Raw genomic sequence first — 19,074 nt, 5'->3', positions numbered from 1 at the left:
AGGCCACTCGCCGCGATGGCCAGGGCCCAGCTCCCGGCAGGGGCACTTCGGCGACCGCCTACCCTTGTCGTATGAGCAGCGGAGACCGGGGACAGGCAGTGGGCGTCAAAGGAACGTACGAGGTACGCACCTACGGGTGCCAGATGAACGTCCACGATTCGGAGCGCCTCTCCGGTCTCCTCGAGGGCGCCGGCTACGAACGCGCGCCCGAGGGCTCGGACGGCGACGCCGACGTGGTCGTCTTCAACACGTGCGCCGTGCGGGAGAACGCCGACAACAAGCTGTACGGCAATCTCGGCCGTCTGGCGCCGATGAAGACCAAGCGGCCCGGCATGCAGATCGCCGTCGGCGGCTGCCTGGCCCAGAAGGACCGCGACACCATCGTCAAGAAGGCACCCTGGGTCGACGTCGTCTTCGGGACGCACAACATCGGCAAGCTGCCGGTGCTCCTTGAGCGCGCCCGCGTCCAGGAAGAGGCGCAGGTCGAGATCGCCGAGTCGCTCGAGGCGTTCCCCTCGACGCTGCCCACGCGCCGCGAGAGCGCGTACGCGGCCTGGGTCTCCATCTCCGTGGGCTGCAACAACACCTGCACGTTCTGCATCGTGCCCGCCCTGCGCGGCAAGGAGAAGGACCGCAGGACCGGCGACATCCTCGCCGAGATCGAGGCGCTCGTCGGTGAGGGCGTCTCCGAGGTCACCCTGCTCGGCCAGAACGTGAACGCGTACGGCTCGGACATCGGTGACCGCGAGGCCTTCAGCAAGCTCCTTCGGGCCTGCGGGAAGATCGAGGGCCTGGAGCGTGTGCGCTTCACGTCACCGCACCCGCGCGACTTCACGGACGACGTGATCGCCGCCATGGCCGAGACCCTGAACGTGATGCCGCAGCTGCACATGCCGCTCCAGTCGGGCTCGGACCCCATCCTCAAGGCGATGCGCCGCTCGTACCGCCAGGACCGCTTCCTCGGCATCATCGAGAAGGTCCGCGCCGCCATGCCCGACGCGGCGATCTCCACCGACATCATCGTCGGCTTCCCCGGAGAGACCGAGGAGGACTTCGAGCAGACGCTGCACGCGGTCCGTGAGGCCCGCTTCGCCAACGCCTTCACCTTCCAGTACTCCAAGCGCCCCGGTACGCCCGCGGCGACCATGGAGGGGCAGATCCCCAAGGAGGTCGTGCAGGAGCGCTACATGCGTCTTTCCGCCCTCCAGGAGGAGATCTCCTGGAACGAGAACAAGAAGCAGGTCGGCAGGACCCTGGAGCTGATGGTCGCCGAGGGCGAGGGCCGCAAGGACGGCGCCACCCACCGTCTCTCCGGACGCGCCCCCGACAGCCGCCTGGTCCACTTCACCAAGCCGGACACCGAGGTACGCCCCGGTGACGTCGTGACGGTCGAGATCACTTACGCGGCGCCGCACCACCTGCTCGCCGAGGGCCCCGTCCTGAACGTGCGCCCCACGCGCGCGGGTGACGCCTGGGAGAAGCGCAACACCGAGGCGGCGGCCAAGCCCGCGGGCGTGATGCTCGGACTGCCGAAGATCGGCGCCCCCGAGCCGCTCCCGGTGGCCGCGGGCAGCGGTTGCGGCTGCGACTGACCGGGGCGAGCGACGGGGGACGGGGGAGAGGCCGATGGCGCGCTGGGCACTGATGATGGAGAACCCTCCGGGGCCGGGGGCGTGGCATCTGTTCGAGCTGATGGCCACGGTGGACGGCACCCATGAGGAGGCGGTGGAGCGGTTCGCGGAGTTCGTCCGCCTGTACCGCCCCAAGCACCCGCGCTATCCCGTACGGATGCGGCGCTACCGCACGGCCGACGGCTGGATGGTGATCGGCGACGGCTCGTCCGGGGGCTCCTTCCCCTACCGCTTCTCGATCTCCGAGCTGGAGTGGGACTCGGGCCCGATCGCCTACTAGCGCGCGGGCGCGCGTTACGCTGCCGATCATGCTTGTCGCCGCAGCCGTCTGCCCCTGCCCGCCCCTGCTCGTCCCCGAGGTCGCCGCGGGCGCTGCCCCCGAACTGGACGCCGCGCGTGCCGCGTGCACGGACGCCATCGGGGTGCTCGCGGCCTCGCGGCCCGACCGGCTCGTCGTGGTCGGCCCCGCCGAGGAGAGCGGGCGTGGCCCCCATCCGCAGGGCGCCCGTGGCTCCTTCCGCGGTTTCGGCGTGGACCTCGACGTGCGCCTCGGGCGTTCGGGCGACGACGGCACGGACGGCGCCCCGCAAGCTGCGGCGGAGCGCGAACTTCCGACCTCCCTTGCCGTCGCCTCCTGGCTGCTCGACCGCACGGAGTGGTCGGCGGCCCCGCTGGAAGGGCTCGGGGTGGGGGAACCTCTGGCGGCCGAGCGGTGTATTCGGGTCGGAGGGGACATCGCGGCGCGGGGCGACCGGGTGGCTCTGCTGGTGATGGGCGACGCCAGCGCGTGCCGCACGCTGAAGGCGCCGGGGTATCTCGACGAGCGGGCGGCCGGGTTCGACGCGGAGATCGCTCGTGCGCTGGGGGCGGCGGACGTCCAGGCACTCAAGGCGCTCGACGAGGAGCTGGCGTACGAACTGAAGGCGGCGGGACGGGCTCCGTGGCAGGTGCTCGCGGGCGCGGCCGATGGCGCGGGCCTGAGCGGCGAGCTGCTCTACGAGGACGCTCCGTACGGCGTCGGGTATCTGGTGGCCACCTGGTCGTAGCGGCTCGTGTCGTAGCGGCACGGTCGCAGTGGTCTGACCGCGTCGGCCTGGTCGAGGCCGCATGACGTACGGCGACGGCCGCGGAGCTTGTGGCGCTCCACGGCCGTCCGCCGGTGTCGTTCAGGGAGCCTGAGGGGGCTTCGGCGGGGCGGCGTCGCCGCCCGGGCCCTTGCCCTCGTCGGGCGTCCCGGCGAGGCGGTCCATGGCGTCCTTCGCCTTGCCCGTCCCCGCCTGGATCTTGTCGCTGTACTTGCCCTTGGTCTTGTCGTCGACCGCCTTCGCGGCCTTGTCGAGACCTTGGTCGATCTTGTCCCCGTGCTGTTGCGCGAGGCCCGCGACCTTGTCCTTCGCCGGGGCGAGCTTGTCTTTCAGGCTCTGCAGGAAGCCCATCGGTTACCTTCCCTCGCTGGGAGAGTCACTTGCGGGCGCCCTCGTCGGCCTCTTCGTTGTCGGCGGCCTTCTCCGCGGACTGCTGCTTGGGGATGTCCACGTTCTCCGCGGCAGCCTCTTCAGCCTCTTCGGTGTTCTCCGCCTCGTCCTCGGTCTTGCCCTCGGTCTCGGCGTCGGCCTTCGTGTCGGCCTTGGTCTCGTCCTCGGCGGCGGCTTCGGCCTTGGCCTCTTCCTTGCCGGTCTCGGGCTCGGGGGACTCCCCGGCCGCTTCCGGCTCGGCCGTCAGGGTGTCGGCCGCCGCCTCGGTTGTCGACGCCTCTTCCGTGTCCTTGGACTTCCTACGGAACCGTGCAAAAACGCCCATATCTACTCCATACGGTACTCGTGTGGGCGAAATCCCGCGCCGCCCGGTGCGCCCTGTTGCGCCGCCCGGGTCGCCGGTCCTCGAAAACCGGCGGCCGGAACCTCGCAACAGGCAACGACCCCGGACGCGTGGCGTCACGTAGCTCGTTCGGGAAGTGGCCGCGGCGTTTGCGAGACTGGGGCGGTGAGTAGAGCAGCTCCCGCACCGCGGGTCATCGCCGTCGTCGGTCCGACCGCGGCAGGAAAGTCCGATCTGGGCGTTTTCCTCGCCCAGCGTCTCGGCGGCGAAGTCGTCAACGCCGACTCCATGCAGCTCTACAGAGGGATGGACATCGGGACCGCCAAGCTGACCCTCGAAGAGCGCGACGGAGTCCCGCACCACCTCCTCGACATCTGGGACGTCACGGAGGCGGCGAGCGTCGCCGAGTACCAGAAGCTCGCGCGAGCCGAGATCGACCGCCTCCTTGCCGACGGGCGCTGGCCGATCCTGGTCGGCGGCTCCGGGCTCTACGTCAGGGGCGCCGTGGACCACCTGGAGTTCCCCGGTACGGATCCCGTGGTCCGGGCCCGCCTGGAGGAGGAGCTCGAGCTCCGGGGCTCCGGCGCGCTCCACGCCCGTCTCGCCGTCGCGGACCCCGGTGCGGCCCAGGCCATCCTCCCCAGCAACGGCCGCCGGATCGTCCGCGCCCTGGAGGTCATCGAGATCACCGGCAAGCCCTTCACCGCCAACCTCCCCGGACACGAATCCGTCTACGACACCGTCCAGATCGGTGTCGACGTCGGCCGCCCCGAACTCGACGAACGCATCGCCACGCGCGTGGACCGCATGTGGGACGCGGGCCTTGTCGACGAGGTGCGCGCTCTGGAGGCAGTCGGACTGCGCGAAGGGCGTACGGCGTCGCGCGCTCTGGGGTACCAGCAGGTGCTCGCGGCGCTCGCGGGGGAGTGCACCGAGGACGAGGCGCGCGCGGAGACCGTGCGCGCGACCAAGCGCTTCGCACGCCGTCAGGACTCGTGGTTCCGCCGCGATCCCCGGGTGCACTGGCTCAGCGGCGCCATGACCGATCGAGGGGAACTCCCAGGACGGGCACTGGCGTTGGTCGAACGAGCGGTCACAGCCTGATCACGTGATGGCATCGGGACGCTCAGGCGGTCATCCCGGCCCCCGGCGCCGTGCCATCATCGACCATCGATCGACCAGTGGAGTCCGAAGCAGGAGGGCGGATGGCGATGGAGGCCGGCCCTCGTGACACCGCACATGGTGGCGGCGAGCTGACCCCGGACGGCCCCGACGGGGCACCGGACGGCGTGACCGACGACGGTCCCGGCGCGGACCAGATGGCCGTGGCCGAGGTCGAGGTCGAACTGCGCCCGCAGCGCCGTCTGCGCATCTGGCAGCTCGCGCCGATCGTCATCCTCGCCGCGGCGGGATCGCTGATGTTCGCCTTCCCGCTGGCCTTCGAGTTCGGTGACGGCGGAGCCGTCGTCGCCATGCTCGGGCTCCTGATCAGTTCCTGCGCCGCAGGCTGGGGCATGATGGCCGCGCGCCGCGTGGGCCACACCTGGCCGGGGCTGCCGGAGCGCGGTTCCGGAAGCCGCCCGGACTGGCGCATCGTCGGCGCGTACGCCCTGGTGTTCCTGGCCGTCGCCGTCCTCGCGGTGTGGCGCGTCGCACGCCTTCGCTGACGGCGTCCTGCCAGTTCAGGGCCCTGATGGGCACCGTACGGACCGAGTGTCGTCGCCACCCCGTACGATCGAGGAATGAGCACGCGGATCGCCTTCCTCAAGGGGCACGGGACCGAGAACGACTTCGTGATCGTTCCGGACCCCGAGAACGCCGTCGAGCTGCCCCCGAGCGCGGTGGCCGCCCTGTGCGACCGGCGCGCGGGCATCGGGGGAGACGGCCTGCTGCATGTCGTGCGTTCCGCGGCACACCCCGAGGCGCGCCACCTGGCCGCCGAGGCCGAGTGGTTCATGGACTACCGCAACGGCGACGGTTCGATCGCCGAGATGTGCGGCAACGGCGTGCGCGTCTTCGCCCGCTATCTGCAGCGCGCCGGACTGGTGGGCGAGGGTGACCTGGCCGTCGCGACCCGTGGCGGCGTGAAGGCCGTGCACATCGCCAAGGCCGCGGCCGGAGGCGACGTCACCGTCGGAATGGGCAAGGCGGTCTTCCCCGAAGGGGATGTCACCGTCTCCGTGGGCGAGCGCCACTGGCCGGCGCGCAACGTGAACATGGGCAATCCCCACGCGGTCGCCTTCGTGGACGACCTGGCCCACGCCGGGACGCTGTACGACCCGCCGCCATTCAGCCCCGCCTCGGCCTACCCTGACGGCGTGAACGTCGAGTTCGTCGTCGACCGTGGCCCGCGTCACGTCGCGATGCGCGTGCACGAGCGCGGCGCGGGCGAGACCCGCTCGTGCGGCACGGGCGCGTGCGCCGTCGCCGTCGCGGCGGCCCGCAGGGACGGGGTGGACCCCGTGGCGACCGGTTCGCCGGTCACGTACACCGTCGATCTGCCTGGTGGGAGCCTGGTGATCACCGAGCGGCCCGACGGCGAGATCGAGATGACGGGCCCCGCGGTGATCGTCGCCGAAGGCGAGATCGACGCGGAATGGCTCGAAACTGTAAACCCGTGAACTGTCGCTCGAATGGGTGATCCGTTTCACGCTCGGCGAGAGGCGGTCAGCGGCGCGTGATGGGCTCGGTAGCATCAAGCACCGGCCCGGACGGAGCATGCCGTCGTCCGCTCACCGCCGGTCGGAGCAGCCGGAGGTGCCCATGAGTGCGGAGGCTACAAACCCTGCGATGTCTGGGCCCGTGACGCCCGCAGCGCAGCGCAGGCGCGGTCGTCCTAGGCTTGACCTGCGAAGGCTCGGCCGGGCGGCCCTGATGGGGTCCGCCACTCGGGACCGGTTGCCGGACGCGATCGGCCATGTGGCGGAAGCCCATCGCGCCCATTACCCGGACGCGGATCTGGAGCCGTTGCGGCATGCGTGGGTGCTCGCGGAGTCCTCCCACCGCGGCCAGATGCGCAAGAGCGGTGAGCCGTACATCACACATCCGCTCGCGGTGACGCTGATCCTGGCGCAACTGGGCGCCGAGATCACGACCCTGACCGCGTCCCTGCTCCACGACACCGTCGAGGACACGGACGTGACGCTCGATCAGGTGCGTACGGAATTCGGCGACGACGTCTGTTATCTGGTCGACGGCGTCACGAAGCTGGAAAAGGTCGACTACGGAGCGGCCGCCGAGCCGGAGACCTTCCGCAAGATGCTCGTGGCCACCGGCAACGACGTACGCGTCATGTCGATCAAACTGGCCGACCGCCTGCACAACATGCGCACGCTCGGCGTCATGCGCCCCGAGAAGCAGGCGCGGATCGCCAAGGTGACGCGGGACGTCCTCATTCCGCTCGCCGAACGCCTCGGCGTGCAGGCGCTCAAGACCGAGCTGGAGGACCTCGTCTTCGCGATCCTCATGCCGGAGGAGTATTCCCAGGTCCAGGAGCTGATGGCGGCCAACGACAGGGATGGCGGCGACCCCCTGGAGAAGACGGCCGACGACGTCAGAGCGGTGCTGCGCGAGGCGGGCATCGGGGCGGAAGTCCTCATCAGGCCGCGGCACTTCGTCTCGGTCCACCGGGTGCACCGCAAGCGCGGCGAGATGCGCGCGGCGGACTTCGGACGGCTCCTGGTCCTGGTGAACGAGGACGCGGACTGTTACGGCGTCCTCGGGGAGCTCCACACGTGCTTCACGCCGGTGGTCTCGGAGTTCAAGGACTTCATCGCCGTACCGAAGTTCAACCTCTACCAATCGCTGCACACGGCCGTGGCCCGCCCGGACGGAGAGGTCGCCGAAGTCCTCATCCGTACGCACCAGATGCACAAGGTGGCCGAGGCCGGCGTCGTCGCCCTGCGCAATCCGTACGCTCCTCCTTCGGAGGAGCAGTCCGATGCCGCATCCGACACCCCTCCCGACGACTCCTTCGAGGGCGAGCGCGCCGACCCCACCCGGCCCGGCTGGCTCTCCCGCCTGCTCGACTGGCAGGAAGCGGCCCCCGACCCGGACACGTTCTGGTCCACGCTCCGCGAAGACCTCGCCCAGGACCGTGAGATCGCCGTCTTCCGCCCCGACGGCGGCACGCTCGGACTGCCCGCGGGGGCGAGCTGCGTGGACGCCGCCTACGCCCAGTACGGCGAGGACGCCCACGCCTGCATCGGCGCACGTGTCAACGGCCGTCTGGCGACGCTGAGCACGGTCCTGCGGGACGGCGACACGGTCCAGCTGCTCATGGGGCAGGACGCGGCGTCCGGGCCGTCCCGCGAGTGGCTCGACCACGCGCGCACGCCCGGCGCACGTATCGCCATCCGACGCTGGCTCACGACCCACCCCACGCCCGCGTCGGCGCCCGCCGCGTCGACCCCGGAGAAGCCCACGCCCCCGCCGCAGGCCGTCGACTTCCCCCGACCCGCCGCCGCGAACGCCGTCGTGGACAGGGAAGGCGCGAGCGTACGGCTCGCGGGCTGCTGTACGCCCGTGCCGCCCGACGAGGTGACCGCCTTCGCCGTGCGCGGCGGCGTCGTCACCGTGCACCGCGTCGAGTGCCCCGCGGTCGCCCGCATGAAGGAAGTGGGGCGCGCCGAGGTCGGAGTGCGCTGGGGGGACAGCGCGGAGTGCCGGGTCACGCTGATCGCTGAATCGTTCGGGCGGGCGCATCTGATGGCCGACCTCACCGAGGCCATCGCCATGGAGGGCGTCGAGGTCATGTCGGCGACCGTCGAGCCGCCCAGCCAGCAGCGCGTACGCCACACGTACACGCTGCAACTCCCGGACGCGGACCACCTTCCGGGACTGATGCGCGCGATGCGTGCGGTGCCCGGGGTGTACGACGTCAGCCGCGCCCAGCACCCGGCGGCGGCGACTCCGTAGCAGCGCGCTCCGGAGCGTCATCGTCGCCGCAGCCGCCTACTGGCGACTCGTTCGAGTGGCATGTCGCGCGCCGACACCGGTGTGGAAGGCCCGCGCTGATAGCGGTAGTTCATGCTGCTCACCCCCCGGGTCAAGGCCTCGCGGCCGAAGACTCTTCGCATCGCGACCGCGCTCCTGGCCGCGGCCGCCTCCGCCACGCTTCTCGCCGCGAGTGTGCCGTCACCGGCCAAGCCGCTCGGCATCGGCGACCGGCTCTTCCCGCACCTCGGAAACCCCGGGTACGACGTCATGTCGTACGACATCGACTTCACGTACCGCGGCGACAACAAGAAGCCGCTCGACGCCACGACGGTGATCGACGCGCGGACGAGTGCTCCGCTGGAGCGGATCAACCTCGACTTCGCCCACGGCAAGGTCCGCTCCGTAGAGGTCAACGGCGCTCCCGCCCGCTTCGAATCCACCGGTGAGGACCTGGTCGTCACACCCGCGCAGCCGCTCGGCCCGGGCGAGAACATGCGGATCACCGTCCGGCACACCAGCGACCCCGCGCCCGCCAAGGACCAGGAGGGCGGCTGGGTGCCCACCTCCGACGGGCTCGCCATGGCCAATCAGGCCGATGCCGCGCACCGCGTTTTCCCGAGCAACGACCACCCCGCCGACAAGGCGATGTTCACGTTCCGCGTCACCACTCCGAAGGGGCTCACCGCCGTCGCCAACGGTCTGCCCGTCGCCACGGCGCACACCGGGTCCACCACGACGCGGGTCTTCCGCACCCACCACCCCATGGCGACGGAACTCGCGCAGGTCTCCATCGGCCGCTCCACCGTGGTGCGGCGCTCCGGGCCGCACGGCCTCCTCGTACGCGATGTGGTGCCCACCAAGGACCGCACGAAGCTGGAGCGCTGGCTGAAGAAGACGCCCGACCAGATCGGCTGGATGGAGGGGAAGGTCGGCCGCTACCCCTTCGAGGCGTACGGGGTCCTTATGGCGCAGGCGCAGACCGGCTTCGAACTCGAGACGCAGACCCTCTCGCTCTTCGAGAGCGACCTGTTCAAGCGGCCCGAGTTCCCCGAGTGGTACGTGGACTCGATCATGGTGCATGAGCTGGCGCACCAGTGGTTCGGCGACAGCGTGAGCCCGAGCTCCTGGTCCGATCTCTGGCTCAACGAAGGACACGCCACCTGGTACGAGGCACTCTTCGCCGAGGAGAAGGCGAAGAAGCCCCTCCAGAAGCGGATGCGTGAGGCCTATCGCCAGTCCGACGGCTGGCGTGCCGCGGGCGGACCGCCGGCCGCGCCGAAGGGGCCCGAGCCGGGGCAGAAGATCAGCATCTTCCGCCCGGTCGTCTACGACGGCAGCGCGCTGGTCCTCTACGCGCTGCGGCAGGAGATCGGGCACCGCGACTTCGAGCGCATCGAGCGGGACTGGGTGCGGACCCACCGGGACGGGAACGCGACGACCGAGGACTTCGTGCGGCTCGCCTCATCGGTCTCAGGGCGTGACCTGAGCGGGTTCTTCGAGGCCTGGCTGTACGGCGCGAAGACGCCGCCGATGCCGGGGCACCCGGACTGGCGTAAGGCGGCTCCCGCAGGGAAATAACCCCGTGACGAGACGGGCCGTTCCGTGCAACCATTCTTCAGGTCGGCGCCACTGCGGGTCCGGGGAAACCCTTCGGGGTCATCTCAGGGCCGGTAACGGTCGGCCCGGGGAATCTCGGGGCGGCCCGGAGCGTTGACCACCATGACGAGTCCCATCGACGTTAAGGATCCAATGACCTCCTCTTCTTCCCCTTCCCAGGACGCGCAGAGCCTCGCGCAGAACTACCCCGAAGGTCTTCGGGCCGATGCCCTGATGGAAGAGGACGTCGCCTGGAGCCACGGACACGACGGAGATCGGGACGGCGAGCAGCTCGACCGCTCCGAGCGCGCGGCCCTGCGCCGTGTCGCCGGCCTCTCCACCGAGCTCGAAGACGTCACCGAAGTCGAGTACCGACAGCTCCGTCTGGAGCGAGTGGTGCTCGTCGGCGTATGGACCTCGGGCACGGTGCAGGACGCGGAGAACTCGGTCGCCGAGCTGGCAGCCCTCGCCGAGACGGCGGGCGCGCTCGTGCTCGACGGCGTCATCCAGCGCCGCGACAAGCCCGACCCGGCGACGTACATCGGATCCGGCAAGGCTCTGGAGCTGCGTGACATCGTCGTCGAGACCGGGGCCGACACCGTCGTCTGTGACGGTGAGCTGAGCCCTGGCCAGCTGATTCACCTCGAAGACGTCGTCAAGGTCAAGGTGGTCGACAGGACCGCGCTGATCCTCGACATCTTCGCCCAGCACGCCAAGTCCCGAGAGGGCAAGGCGCAGGTCGCCCTTGCCCAGATGCAGTACATGCTCCCGCGCCTGCGTGGCTGGGGTCAGTCGCTCTCCCGTCAGATGGGCGGCGGCGGATCCAGCGGTGGCGGCGGCATGGCGACGCGTGGTCCCGGTGAGACCAAGATCGAGACGGACCGTCGTCGGATCCGCGAGAAGATGGCGAAGATGCGCCGGGAGATCGCGGAGATGAAGACGGGCCGCGAGATCAAGCGCCAGGAGCGCAAGCGCAACAAGGTGCCCTCGGTCGCGATCGCCGGATACACGAACGCGGGCAAGTCCTCCCTGCTCAACCGCCTCACGGGCGCGGGCGTCCTGGTGGAGAACTCCCTGTTCGCCACCCTCGACCCGACCGTGCGCCGGGCCGAGACGCCGAGCGGCCGGATCTACACCCTGGCCGACACCGTCGGGTTCGTACGGCATCTGCCGCACCACCTCGTCGAGGCGTTCCGCTCCACCATGGAAGAGGTCGGCGAGTCCGACCTGATCCTGCACGTGGTGGACGGTTCGCACCCGGTGCCGGAGGAGCAGCTTGCCGCCGTGCGCGAGGTGATCCGCGATGTGGGCGCGACCGACGTGCCCGAGATCGTGATCGTCAACAAGGCGGACGCGGCCGATCCGCTGGTCCTCCAGCGGCTGCTGCGCAACGAGAAGCACGCCATCGCGGTCTCCGCCCGCACGGGCGCGGGCATCGAAGAGCTGCTCGCGCTGATCGACACCGAACTGCCGCGGCCCGAGATCGAGATCGAGGCCCTCGTGCCGTACACGCAGGGTCAGCTCATCGCGCGGGCGCACGCCGAGGGCGAGGTGCTCTCCGAGGAGCACACCGCCGATGGCACGCTGCTCAAGGCGCGGGTGCACGAGGAACTGGCGGCGGACCTCACGCCGTACGTTCCTGTCGCGGGCTGAACGCGGGCCGGACAGGGTTCACATGACGAAGGCCCGCCCCCTCTCGTAGGGGGCGGGCCTTCGCCGTGTCAGGTGCGGGTCGCGAGGTACGGGGACTTCCGCTGGTCCTCGCCGTGCGGCTACTTGGAGCCGTACTTCTCGCTCATCATGTCGTAGACCTGCTCGGCACCCTTGCCCAGCTGCGGTCCGGCGAGCCAGGTGTTCTCGGCCGGGCCGATCGAGGTGTTCGAGACCAGCTGCGTCTTGCCGCCAACCATCCGGAACCAGCCGCCGCCGGACGAACCACCGGTCATGGTGCAGCCGATGCGGTACATCGTCGGCTGCGCGGAGGTCAGCGAAAGACGACCGGGCTTGTCGATGCACTTGTGCATGATCTGGCCGTCGTACGGGGGAGCGGCGGGGTAGCCCCAGGCGCCCATCGAGCTCACGCTCTGCGTCGACGGGGTCGTGAAGTCGACGGTCAGCGCGTTCCCGACGGTCTCCTCGAGGGACTTGGATCCCTGCTGCGGCTTCACGTGCATCACGGCGTAGTCGTACGGAGCGCCCGCACCGCCCGAAGCGGCGCCCTGGTCGATCCACTCGTTGGAGGTCGAGACCCAGTCGGCCCAGAACTGGCCGTAGGGGGTGACTTCCTGCTGGGTGGCGCTGCTGAGCTCGGCCTCGGACTTGCCCAGGTCGTTGTAGGCGGGCACGAAGGTGATGTTGCGGTACCAGCCGCCCTCGGCGCCGGCGTGCACGCAGTGGCCCGCGGTCCACACGAGGTTGGACTTGCCGGGGTTGCGCGGGTCCTTCACGACCGTGCCGGAGCAGACCATCGAGCCCTTGGGGGAGTCGAAGAAGATCTTGCCGACCGGTGCGGCGTTCTCGTGGTACGGCGTCTTCTCGCGCTTGGCCGGGACCGGCGACGGCTCGGGGTCGGTCGCGCCCTGGTCGGAAGGGGCGTCCTTCGCGGCGATCGTCTTGTTCGGGTCCTTGGCGTCCTTCATCCGCTCGGGCTTCCATAGGCCCTCGATGACCGGGTTGACGAAGTCCTTGGACTCGCGGAGCCAGTCGTCCTTGTTCCAGTTCTTCCAGGCCCCGTCCTTCCACTTGTCCGGGTCGATGCCGTGCTTCTTCAGCTTGTCGGCGAGGTCGGCGGGCAGCTTGGCGTCGGAGCCGGTGTCGGAACCCTGGTCCGCGTCCGCGCCCTGGGAGGAGCCGGAGTCCGCCTTGTCGCCGGCCTTGTCGTCGCTCGGACCACAGGCCGTGGCGGTGAGTGCCAGAGTCGCGGCGAGCCCGGTGGCGGCGAGTGCGAGACGCCGCCCGCGGCTGCGTGCCAAGGGCACACGAGTGGAGTGCATGGTGCTGTAACCCCCGTATTGAACACTTAATGCTGCGATTGCCATGTACGTGTCATGCGCGAGCGGGAAAGCTGCGAGAGGTTCCCGCCGACGCGACACCTCACTATGCCTGTGCGTTTGGGGACGAACAGAGGCGGGGTCGTGAAGATTTCCGGCGACCCCGCCTCCGTTGCATCAGGCCGTCATCGGCCGACTACTTGTCGGCGAACTTCTTGCTGACCTCGCCGTAGATGCCCTTGGCCTCCTTGCCGAGGCGGGGACCGGCGAGCCAGCCTGCCGTCACCGGGCCGATGGAGGTGTTGGACACCAGGGCGGGCTTGCCGTCCGAGCCCTCGGCGACCCAGCCGCCGCCGGACGAACCACCGGTCATCGTGCAGCCGATGCGGTACATCGTCGGGTCGGGCTTGCTGATCGAGAGACGGCCCGGCTTGTCGGCGCACTGGAACGCCTTCTGGCCGTCGAACGGCGGGGCGGCGGGGTAGCCGGTCGCCGTCATGTCGGCGATCTGGGGCACTGCCTTGGCGTTGAAGTCCACCGGGAGCGCCGAACCGACCTGCTCCTCGAGCGACTTGCCCTCGCTGCCCTTCTCGGGCGTCACGTGGATGACCGCGAAGTCGTACGGAGCGCCCGTGCCGCCCGTCGGGCCACCGTTCTCGATCCACTGGTCGGAGGTCTGCGCCCAGTCGCCCCACCAGACGCCGTGCGGAGCGACTTCTTCCTTGGGGGTGCTCTCCAGCTCGTCGACCGACTTGCCGGTGTTGTTGTACGAGGGCACGAAGGCGATGTTGCGGTACCAGCCGCCCTTGGCGCCGGCGTGCACGCAGTGGCCCGCGGTCCACACCATGTTGGACTTGCCCGGATGGGCCGGGTCCTCGACGACGGTCGCGGAGCAGACCATCGAGCCTTCGGGCGAGTCGAAGAACAGCTTGCCCGAAGCGGGAGCGCTTGCCTCGTACGGCGTCTTCAGGGCCGCTGCCTCCACCGGCGCGGGCGTCGGGTCGGTCACGCCCTGGTCGCCGGAGATGTCGTTCTCCTCGACACCGCGGTCGGGGTTCTTGTCCGCGTCCCGCATGCGGTCCTTGTCCCACAGACCGTCGATGATCGGGTTGACGTAGTCACCGGCCTCGCGGAGCCAGTCGTCCTTGTTCCAGTTCTTCCAGGCCCCGTTCTTCCACTTGTCCAGGTCGATGCCGTGCTCCTTGAGCCGGTCCTGGATGTCCTGCGGAATCTTGACCTTGCCGTCGTCGTTGCCGTCGCCGGCGGGCTGGGACGCGGACGACTCGTCACCCGCGTTGTCCTCGCTGGGGCCACAGGCCGTCGCGGTCAGAACGAGCGCCGCGCCGATGGCGACAGCGGCCGCCACGGGGGAGGTTCTGCCGCGCGCGCTCCTCCCACGAGGAGTGGACTTGAGCGGGCGTATGGGTCGCATAGAGAGATTCCCCCTGGGCTTCGAGAACGTTCGCATACCGGACACCCGGTGCCGCGCGGCGCGTTGAGCACCGCACTTGCGTGGCGCTGCGCACCCTGCAGCGGATGAACGGCACCCCACACTATGCCGGTGCCGTAGGGGACAGCCGACGGAACGGCAACGGTTCCGTCACGGCAAGGATCTTCCGATTACCCGTGTTCCTCCGCAGCCCCCGTCGTTGGTACGTACGGGGGAGTGGCGGCCTGTGTTCATCTCCCCTGCCAACTCGTCGGCGCACCGGCCCAGATCGAGTGGAAAGCGATCGAGTGGGAAGCGCCCATTCCCAGCGGGAGGACCAACAGTCGTGGCCGTGACCGAGCCGGCGCCCGCGGCGGTTTCCGCGGCGCAGTCCGCAGCGCACGAGGGAGCACAAGAGGGAGCGCACGAGGGGATCCTGCGACGCCAGTCGGCGCGCGAATCGTCGGCGCGCACCTATGCGCGCGCCCTGCCGATCGTGCCGGTGCGGGCGCGCGGCCTGACGATCGAGGGCGCCGACGGACAGCGCTACCTCGATTGCCTCTCGGGTGCGGGGACCCTGGCCCTCGGGCACAATCACCCGGTTGTGCTCGAGGCGATCAGAAAGGTCCTCGACTCGGGGGCACCGCTGCACGTCCTCGACCTGGCCACGCCGGTCAAGGACGCCTTCACCACCGAGCTGTTCCGCACACTGCCCCGCGGGCTCGCGGACCGCGCGCGGATCCAGTTCTGCGGCCCCGCCGGTACGGACGCGGTGGAGGCCGCGCTCAAACTCGTGCGTACGGCCACCGGGCGCGACGGCCTGCTCGCCTTCACCGGCGCCTACCACGGGATGACCGCAGGGGCGCTCGAAGCATCCGGCGGCGCTTCGGATGTACGCGTCGCGCGCCTGCCCTACCCGCAGGACTACCGCTGCCCGTTCGGCATCGGCGGTGCGGGCGGCGCCGAGCTCGCGGCCCGCTGGACCGAGAGCCTCCTCGACGACACCAAATCGGGAGTGCCGCAGCCGGCCGGGATGATCCTCGAACCGGTGCAGGGCGAGGGCGGTGTGATCCCCGCCCCCGACGAGTGGCTGCGCCGGATGCGCGCGATCACCGCCGCCCGCTCGATCCCGCTCATCGCGGACGAGGTCCAGACCGGCGTCGGGCGCACCGGCGCCTTCTGGGCCGTCGAGCACAGTGGCGTCGTCCCGGACGTGATGGTGCTGTCCAAGGCCATCGGCGGCAGCCTGCCCCTGGCCGTCGTGATCTACCGCGACGACCTCGACGTCTGGCAGCCCGGCGCCCACGCGGGCACCTTCCGCGGCAACCAGCTCGCCATGGCGGCGGGCACGGCCACCCTCGCGTACGTCCGTGAGAACGGCCTCGCGGAGCGCGCCGGAGTCCTGGGCGCCCGCATGCTCACCCAGCTGCGGTCCCTGGCCGCCGAGCATCCCTGTATCGGCGATGTCCGGGGCAGAGGCCTGATGATCGGCGTCGAGCTCGTGGACCCGGCTGCCACGGACGACCCCGGGCAGGGTGCCTCGGACCGCGCCGCCCCTGGTGGCTCCGCCGCGCCCCTCGCCCTGGACCGCACCACGCGTCCGCTTCCCCCGGCGCCCGCACTCGCTGCCGTGGTGCAACGAGAGTGCCTGCGCCGCGGACTCATCGTCGAGCTGGGCGGACGGCACTCCAGCGTCGTACGCCTCCTTCCTCCTCTGACCATTACGGACGAGCAGGCGGCCGCGATCCTGGACCGCCTCGCCGACGCGATCTCCGCGGCGGCGCGCCCGCACCACGGATAGTCACGCCGGACCAGGCCGTCCCGCGTATGGCCAAAAGACATCAGCACAGCTCCAGCCCGTCACCCCGGAGCCCGAACGACTTCACAAGGAAGCCCTCTTGAACGCCACCCCCGCATCCGACGGCCCACCCCACTCCCACGTCCCAGGTGCGTGCGGCAAGCAATCCTCGCTGGTGGCGGAGCCCGGTACGGTCCCCCGGCAGAAGGGAGGACGGCAGAGCGAGCAGCTGCGAGGCGCGACCGCCGACCTCTTGGAGCACCCGGATCCGTACACCGCCGCGCAGGTGGCGGCCATCGAGAACCTCCTGCGCTGCTGGGTACGCGAGAACAACTTCCCCGCCCCCGAGCAGGGCGCCCTGCGCATCCCGCTCGACGCCAGCGGCACCGCTCTCCTCGTCCCCGTGTACTACTGGTCGGCCACGGGCTGGCACCGGTTCGGCCTCCCGTACCTGGAAGACGGCCCCCAGAGCGCGCCCCCGGCCGACGCCGTCACCGTCGCCGCCCTCCTGGGCCGCGAGACGGGCCGACGCAGTGCGGCCGCCGATCCGAGCACGATCATCGGTACTGGTACTGGTACTGCTACCAGTACCGATGGCGATGACGAGCGAGTCGAGGCAGGGGACCTCGTCGGCCGCGTCGCCGACTCGGTGCGGCGCACCGCCACCTTCATCGCCGACCGCAGGAACAACCCCGGCGACGAGCCCGACCTCTTCCTCGCCGCCGAGCAGTCCTTGCTCCTCGGCCACCCCCTGCACCCCACCCCGAAGAGCCGCGAGGGACTCTCCGACACCGAATCCCGCCTCTACTCACCGGAGTTGCGCGGCGCCTTCGCCCTGCACTGGCTCGCCGTCGACCCCTCCGTGCTCGCTGCGGGCTCGGCCTGGACCGAGCGTGGCCGCACCCTCCCGGCCGAACAGCTCACCGCCCGCCTCGCAGGGCCGGACCTGCCGCTGCCGGAAGGCCGCGCCGCCCTGCCCCTGCACCCATGGCAGATCCGTGAGCTCAGACACCGCCCCGCGACCGCCGCTCTCCTGGAAGCCGGACTCCTGAAGGACCTCGGCCCCCACGGCGCACCGTGGTACCCGACCTCCTCCGTGCGCACCCTCTACCGCTCGGGCGCCGCAGCCATGCTGAAGCTCTCGCTCGGGCTGCGCATCACCAACTCCCGTCGTGAGAATCTCCGTAAGGAACTCCACCGAGGCGTCGAGGTCCACCGGCTCCTTCGCAGCGGCCTCGCCGAGCGGTGGCAGGCGGCCCACCCGGGATTCGACGTGATCCGTGACCCGGCCTGGCTCGCCGTGAACGGCCCCGACGGGGAGCCCGTCCCCGGACTCGACGTCATGATCCGGCACAACCCCTTCAGACCCGGCGACGACGTCACCTGCATCGCGGGACTCGTCTCGCCCCGGCCGTCACCGCAGTCCACCGGGCACGACCGCGCCCCGATGCGCTCCCGGCTCGGCGAGATCGTCACCCGCCTCGCCGGGCGGACGGGCCGTCCGCGGGGAGCCGTCGCCACGGAGTGGTTCCTGCGCTACCTGGAGAACGTCGTACGCCCCGTGCTCTGGCTGGACAGTGAGGCTGGTGTCGCCCTGGAGGCCCACCAGCAGAACACGCTCCTGCTGCTCGACCCCGACGGCTGGCCGGTGGGCGGCCGGTACCGCGACAATCAGGGGTACTACTACCGCGAGTCCCGGCGCGCCGAACTCGAACGAAGGCTCCCCGGCATCGGTGAGCACAGCGACACGTTCGTGTCCGACGAAGTGGCCAACGAGCGCTTCGCCTACTACCTCGGCATCAACAACGTCCTCGGCCTCATCGGAGCCCTCGGCGCCGAATGCCTGGCCGACGAGCGGCTGTTGCTCGCGGCGTTCCGCCGCTTCCTCGGCGATGTCGCCTCCGGTCCTGCTTCCCTGCGTACGCCCTTGGCCTCCCTGCTTCTCGACTCACCCGTGCTGCGGTGCAAGGCCAACCTGCTGACCCGGCTTCGCGGGCTCGACGAGCTCGAGGGCCCCGTCGACACCCAGTCCGTCTACGTCTCCATCGCCAACCCCCTTCATTCCTGAGGAACATGACCAGCCGTTTCTGAGAGGAGCGACGCCGTGCCTCTGCCTGATGCGAGCGCCGACGCCGGAACCGAGACCGCCCCCGAGTCCGCTGCCGAGTCCGCCACCGCCGACAGGGCAGACATCCAGGACACCCTGGACCTGCGCCTCCCGGACGAGCTCATCGCCCTGTTCGGCGCGGGTGACGCGAGTGAGCCGGTCGACGATCTGCTCGACAACGTCGCCGGCTGGGGCCCCGCGACCACCCCTGCCGGTGTCTTCCAACTCGTCTCCGTACGTGTCGAACGCGACCTCCCCCTCATCAGCCGGTGGATGAACGACCCTGCCGTGGCGGCGTTCTGGGAGCTGGCCGGCCCCGATGCCGTCACGGAGGCGCATCTGCGCGACCAGATCGACGGTGACGGGCGCAGCGTCCCGTGCCTCGGTGTTCTGGACGGCACACCGATGAGCTACTGGGAGGTCTACCGCGCGGACCTCGACGCCCTGGCCCGCCACTATCCGGCCCGCCCGCACGACACCGGCCTCCATCTCCTCATCGGCGGTGTCGCCGACCGCGGCCGGGGGCTCGGCACCTCCTTGCTGAGAGCGGTCGCCGACCTCGTGCTCGACCATCGAGCCGCATGCGCACGTGTCGTCGCGGAACCCGACCTCCGCAACACCCCTTCCGTCTCCGCATTTCTGAGCGCAGGATTCCGCTTCTCCGCCGAGGTGGATCTCCCCGACAAGCGCGCGGCGCTCATGGTCCGTGACCGCGCCCTGCGCGCAGTGCTCTGATCCGCTCACCCTCAGCGCTCACCCTCAGTACA

General features: G+C 70.4%; 16 protein-coding genes. 12 read left to right on the top strand and 4 right to left on the bottom strand.

Going from position 1 to position 19,074, the window contains the following annotated elements:
* The first annotated feature begins 71 nt into the window (after positions 1–71).
* The 3 genes from miaB to ACWFRJ_RS38120 are packed head-to-tail and all read left to right on the top strand — an operon-like array spanning position 72 to position 2,677.
* On the top strand, positions 72–1,592 hold the full coding sequence (gene miaB / locus ACWFRJ_RS38130; protein WP_453541989.1) for a tRNA (N6-isopentenyl adenosine(37)-C2)-methylthiotransferase MiaB: 1,521 nt from the start codon (positions 72–74) through the stop codon (positions 1,590–1,592).
* A gap of 34 nt (positions 1,593–1,626) precedes the next feature.
* On the top strand, positions 1,627–1,911 hold the full coding sequence (locus ACWFRJ_RS38125) for a hypothetical protein (RefSeq protein ID WP_383270683.1): 285 nt from the start codon (positions 1,627–1,629) through the stop codon (positions 1,909–1,911).
* Positions 1,912–1,939: 28 nt separating this feature from the next.
* Positions 1,940–2,677: a class III extradiol dioxygenase subunit B-like domain-containing protein gene (locus ACWFRJ_RS38120; protein WP_453541986.1), complete on the top strand. Its 738-nt coding sequence runs from the start codon at positions 1,940–1,942 to the stop codon at positions 2,675–2,677.
* A gap of 120 nt (positions 2,678–2,797) precedes the next feature.
* On the opposite strand, the gene ACWFRJ_RS38115 is transcribed toward ACWFRJ_RS38120, so the two are convergent.
* Complete coding sequence (locus ACWFRJ_RS38115) at positions 2,798–3,067, bottom strand: antitoxin (protein ID WP_453541983.1); 270 nt, start codon at positions 3,065–3,067, stop codon at positions 2,798–2,800.
* Between the two features lie 25 nt (positions 3,068–3,092).
* Entirely contained in the window at positions 3,093–3,431 is a 339-nt protein-coding gene (locus ACWFRJ_RS38110) for a hypothetical protein (RefSeq protein ID WP_453541980.1), read from the bottom strand.
* A gap of 183 nt (positions 3,432–3,614) precedes the next feature.
* On the opposite strand from ACWFRJ_RS38110, the gene miaA reads away from it, so the two are divergent.
* The 6 genes from miaA to hflX all read left to right on the top strand — a co-directional run bounded on the left by miaA (position 3,615) and on the right by hflX (position 11,636).
* Positions 3,615–4,553, top strand: coding sequence for a tRNA (adenosine(37)-N6)-dimethylallyltransferase MiaA (gene miaA, locus ACWFRJ_RS38105; protein ID WP_453541977.1), 939 nt, complete (start codon positions 3,615–3,617; stop codon positions 4,551–4,553).
* Positions 4,554–4,654: 101 nt separating this feature from the next.
* Positions 4,655–5,116, top strand: a complete 462-nt coding sequence (locus ACWFRJ_RS38100) for a hypothetical protein (RefSeq protein ID WP_453541974.1) — start codon at positions 4,655–4,657, stop codon at positions 5,114–5,116.
* A gap of 75 nt (positions 5,117–5,191) precedes the next feature.
* A complete protein-coding gene (gene dapF, locus ACWFRJ_RS38095; RefSeq protein WP_453541971.1) occupies positions 5,192–6,070 on the top strand; it encodes a diaminopimelate epimerase in 879 nt (292 codons plus the stop codon).
* 142 nt (positions 6,071–6,212) lie between these two features.
* Positions 6,213–8,366, top strand: a complete 2,154-nt coding sequence (locus tag ACWFRJ_RS38090) for a RelA/SpoT family protein (protein WP_453541968.1) — start codon at positions 6,213–6,215, stop codon at positions 8,364–8,366.
* 111 nt (positions 8,367–8,477) lie between these two features.
* Positions 8,478–9,965, top strand: a complete 1,488-nt coding sequence (locus ACWFRJ_RS38085) for a M1 family metallopeptidase (RefSeq protein WP_453541965.1) — start codon at positions 8,478–8,480, stop codon at positions 9,963–9,965.
* Between the two features lie 171 nt (positions 9,966–10,136).
* Positions 10,137–11,636 (top strand): GTPase HflX, encoded by a 1,500-nt coding sequence (gene hflX, locus ACWFRJ_RS38080; RefSeq protein WP_453541962.1) that lies wholly within the window; start codon positions 10,137–10,139, stop codon positions 11,634–11,636.
* 119 nt (positions 11,637–11,755) lie between these two features.
* Here hflX and ACWFRJ_RS38075 read toward each other — a convergent pair whose 3' ends face one another.
* Positions 11,756–12,976, bottom strand: coding sequence for a trypsin-like serine peptidase (locus ACWFRJ_RS38075; protein WP_453541959.1), 1,221 nt, complete (start codon positions 12,974–12,976; stop codon positions 11,756–11,758).
* A gap of 193 nt (positions 12,977–13,169) precedes the next feature.
* Positions 13,170–14,405: a trypsin-like serine peptidase gene (locus ACWFRJ_RS38070; RefSeq protein WP_453541956.1), complete on the bottom strand. Its 1,236-nt coding sequence runs from the start codon at positions 14,403–14,405 to the stop codon at positions 13,170–13,172.
* 343 nt (positions 14,406–14,748) lie between these two features.
* Here ACWFRJ_RS38070 and ACWFRJ_RS38065 point away from each other — a divergent pair, with 343 nt between their 5' ends.
* The 3 genes from ACWFRJ_RS38065 (at position 14,749) to ACWFRJ_RS38055 (ending at position 19,042) form a co-directional block, all read left to right on the top strand.
* The gene (locus ACWFRJ_RS38065; protein WP_453541953.1) at positions 14,749–16,203 is read left to right on the top strand and encodes a diaminobutyrate--2-oxoglutarate transaminase family protein; all 1,455 of its coding nucleotides are present in this window, start codon (positions 14,749–14,751) and stop codon (positions 16,201–16,203) included.
* A 97-nt stretch (positions 16,204–16,300) separates the two neighbouring features.
* Positions 16,301–18,268 carry an IucA/IucC family protein gene (locus ACWFRJ_RS38060; RefSeq protein WP_453541951.1) on the top strand — a complete coding sequence of 656 codons (1,968 nt, stop codon included), beginning with the start codon at positions 16,301–16,303 and terminating at the stop codon, positions 18,266–18,268.
* Positions 18,269–18,304: 36 nt separating this feature from the next.
* Complete coding sequence (locus ACWFRJ_RS38055; protein ID WP_453541948.1) at positions 18,305–19,042, top strand: GNAT family N-acetyltransferase; 738 nt, start codon at positions 18,305–18,307, stop codon at positions 19,040–19,042.
* Positions 19,043–19,074: the final 32 nt, after the last annotated feature.

Source organism: Streptomyces sp. NPDC055239 (assembly GCF_053606205.1).
This window is presented reverse-complemented; position numbering and strand designations above follow the sequence as displayed.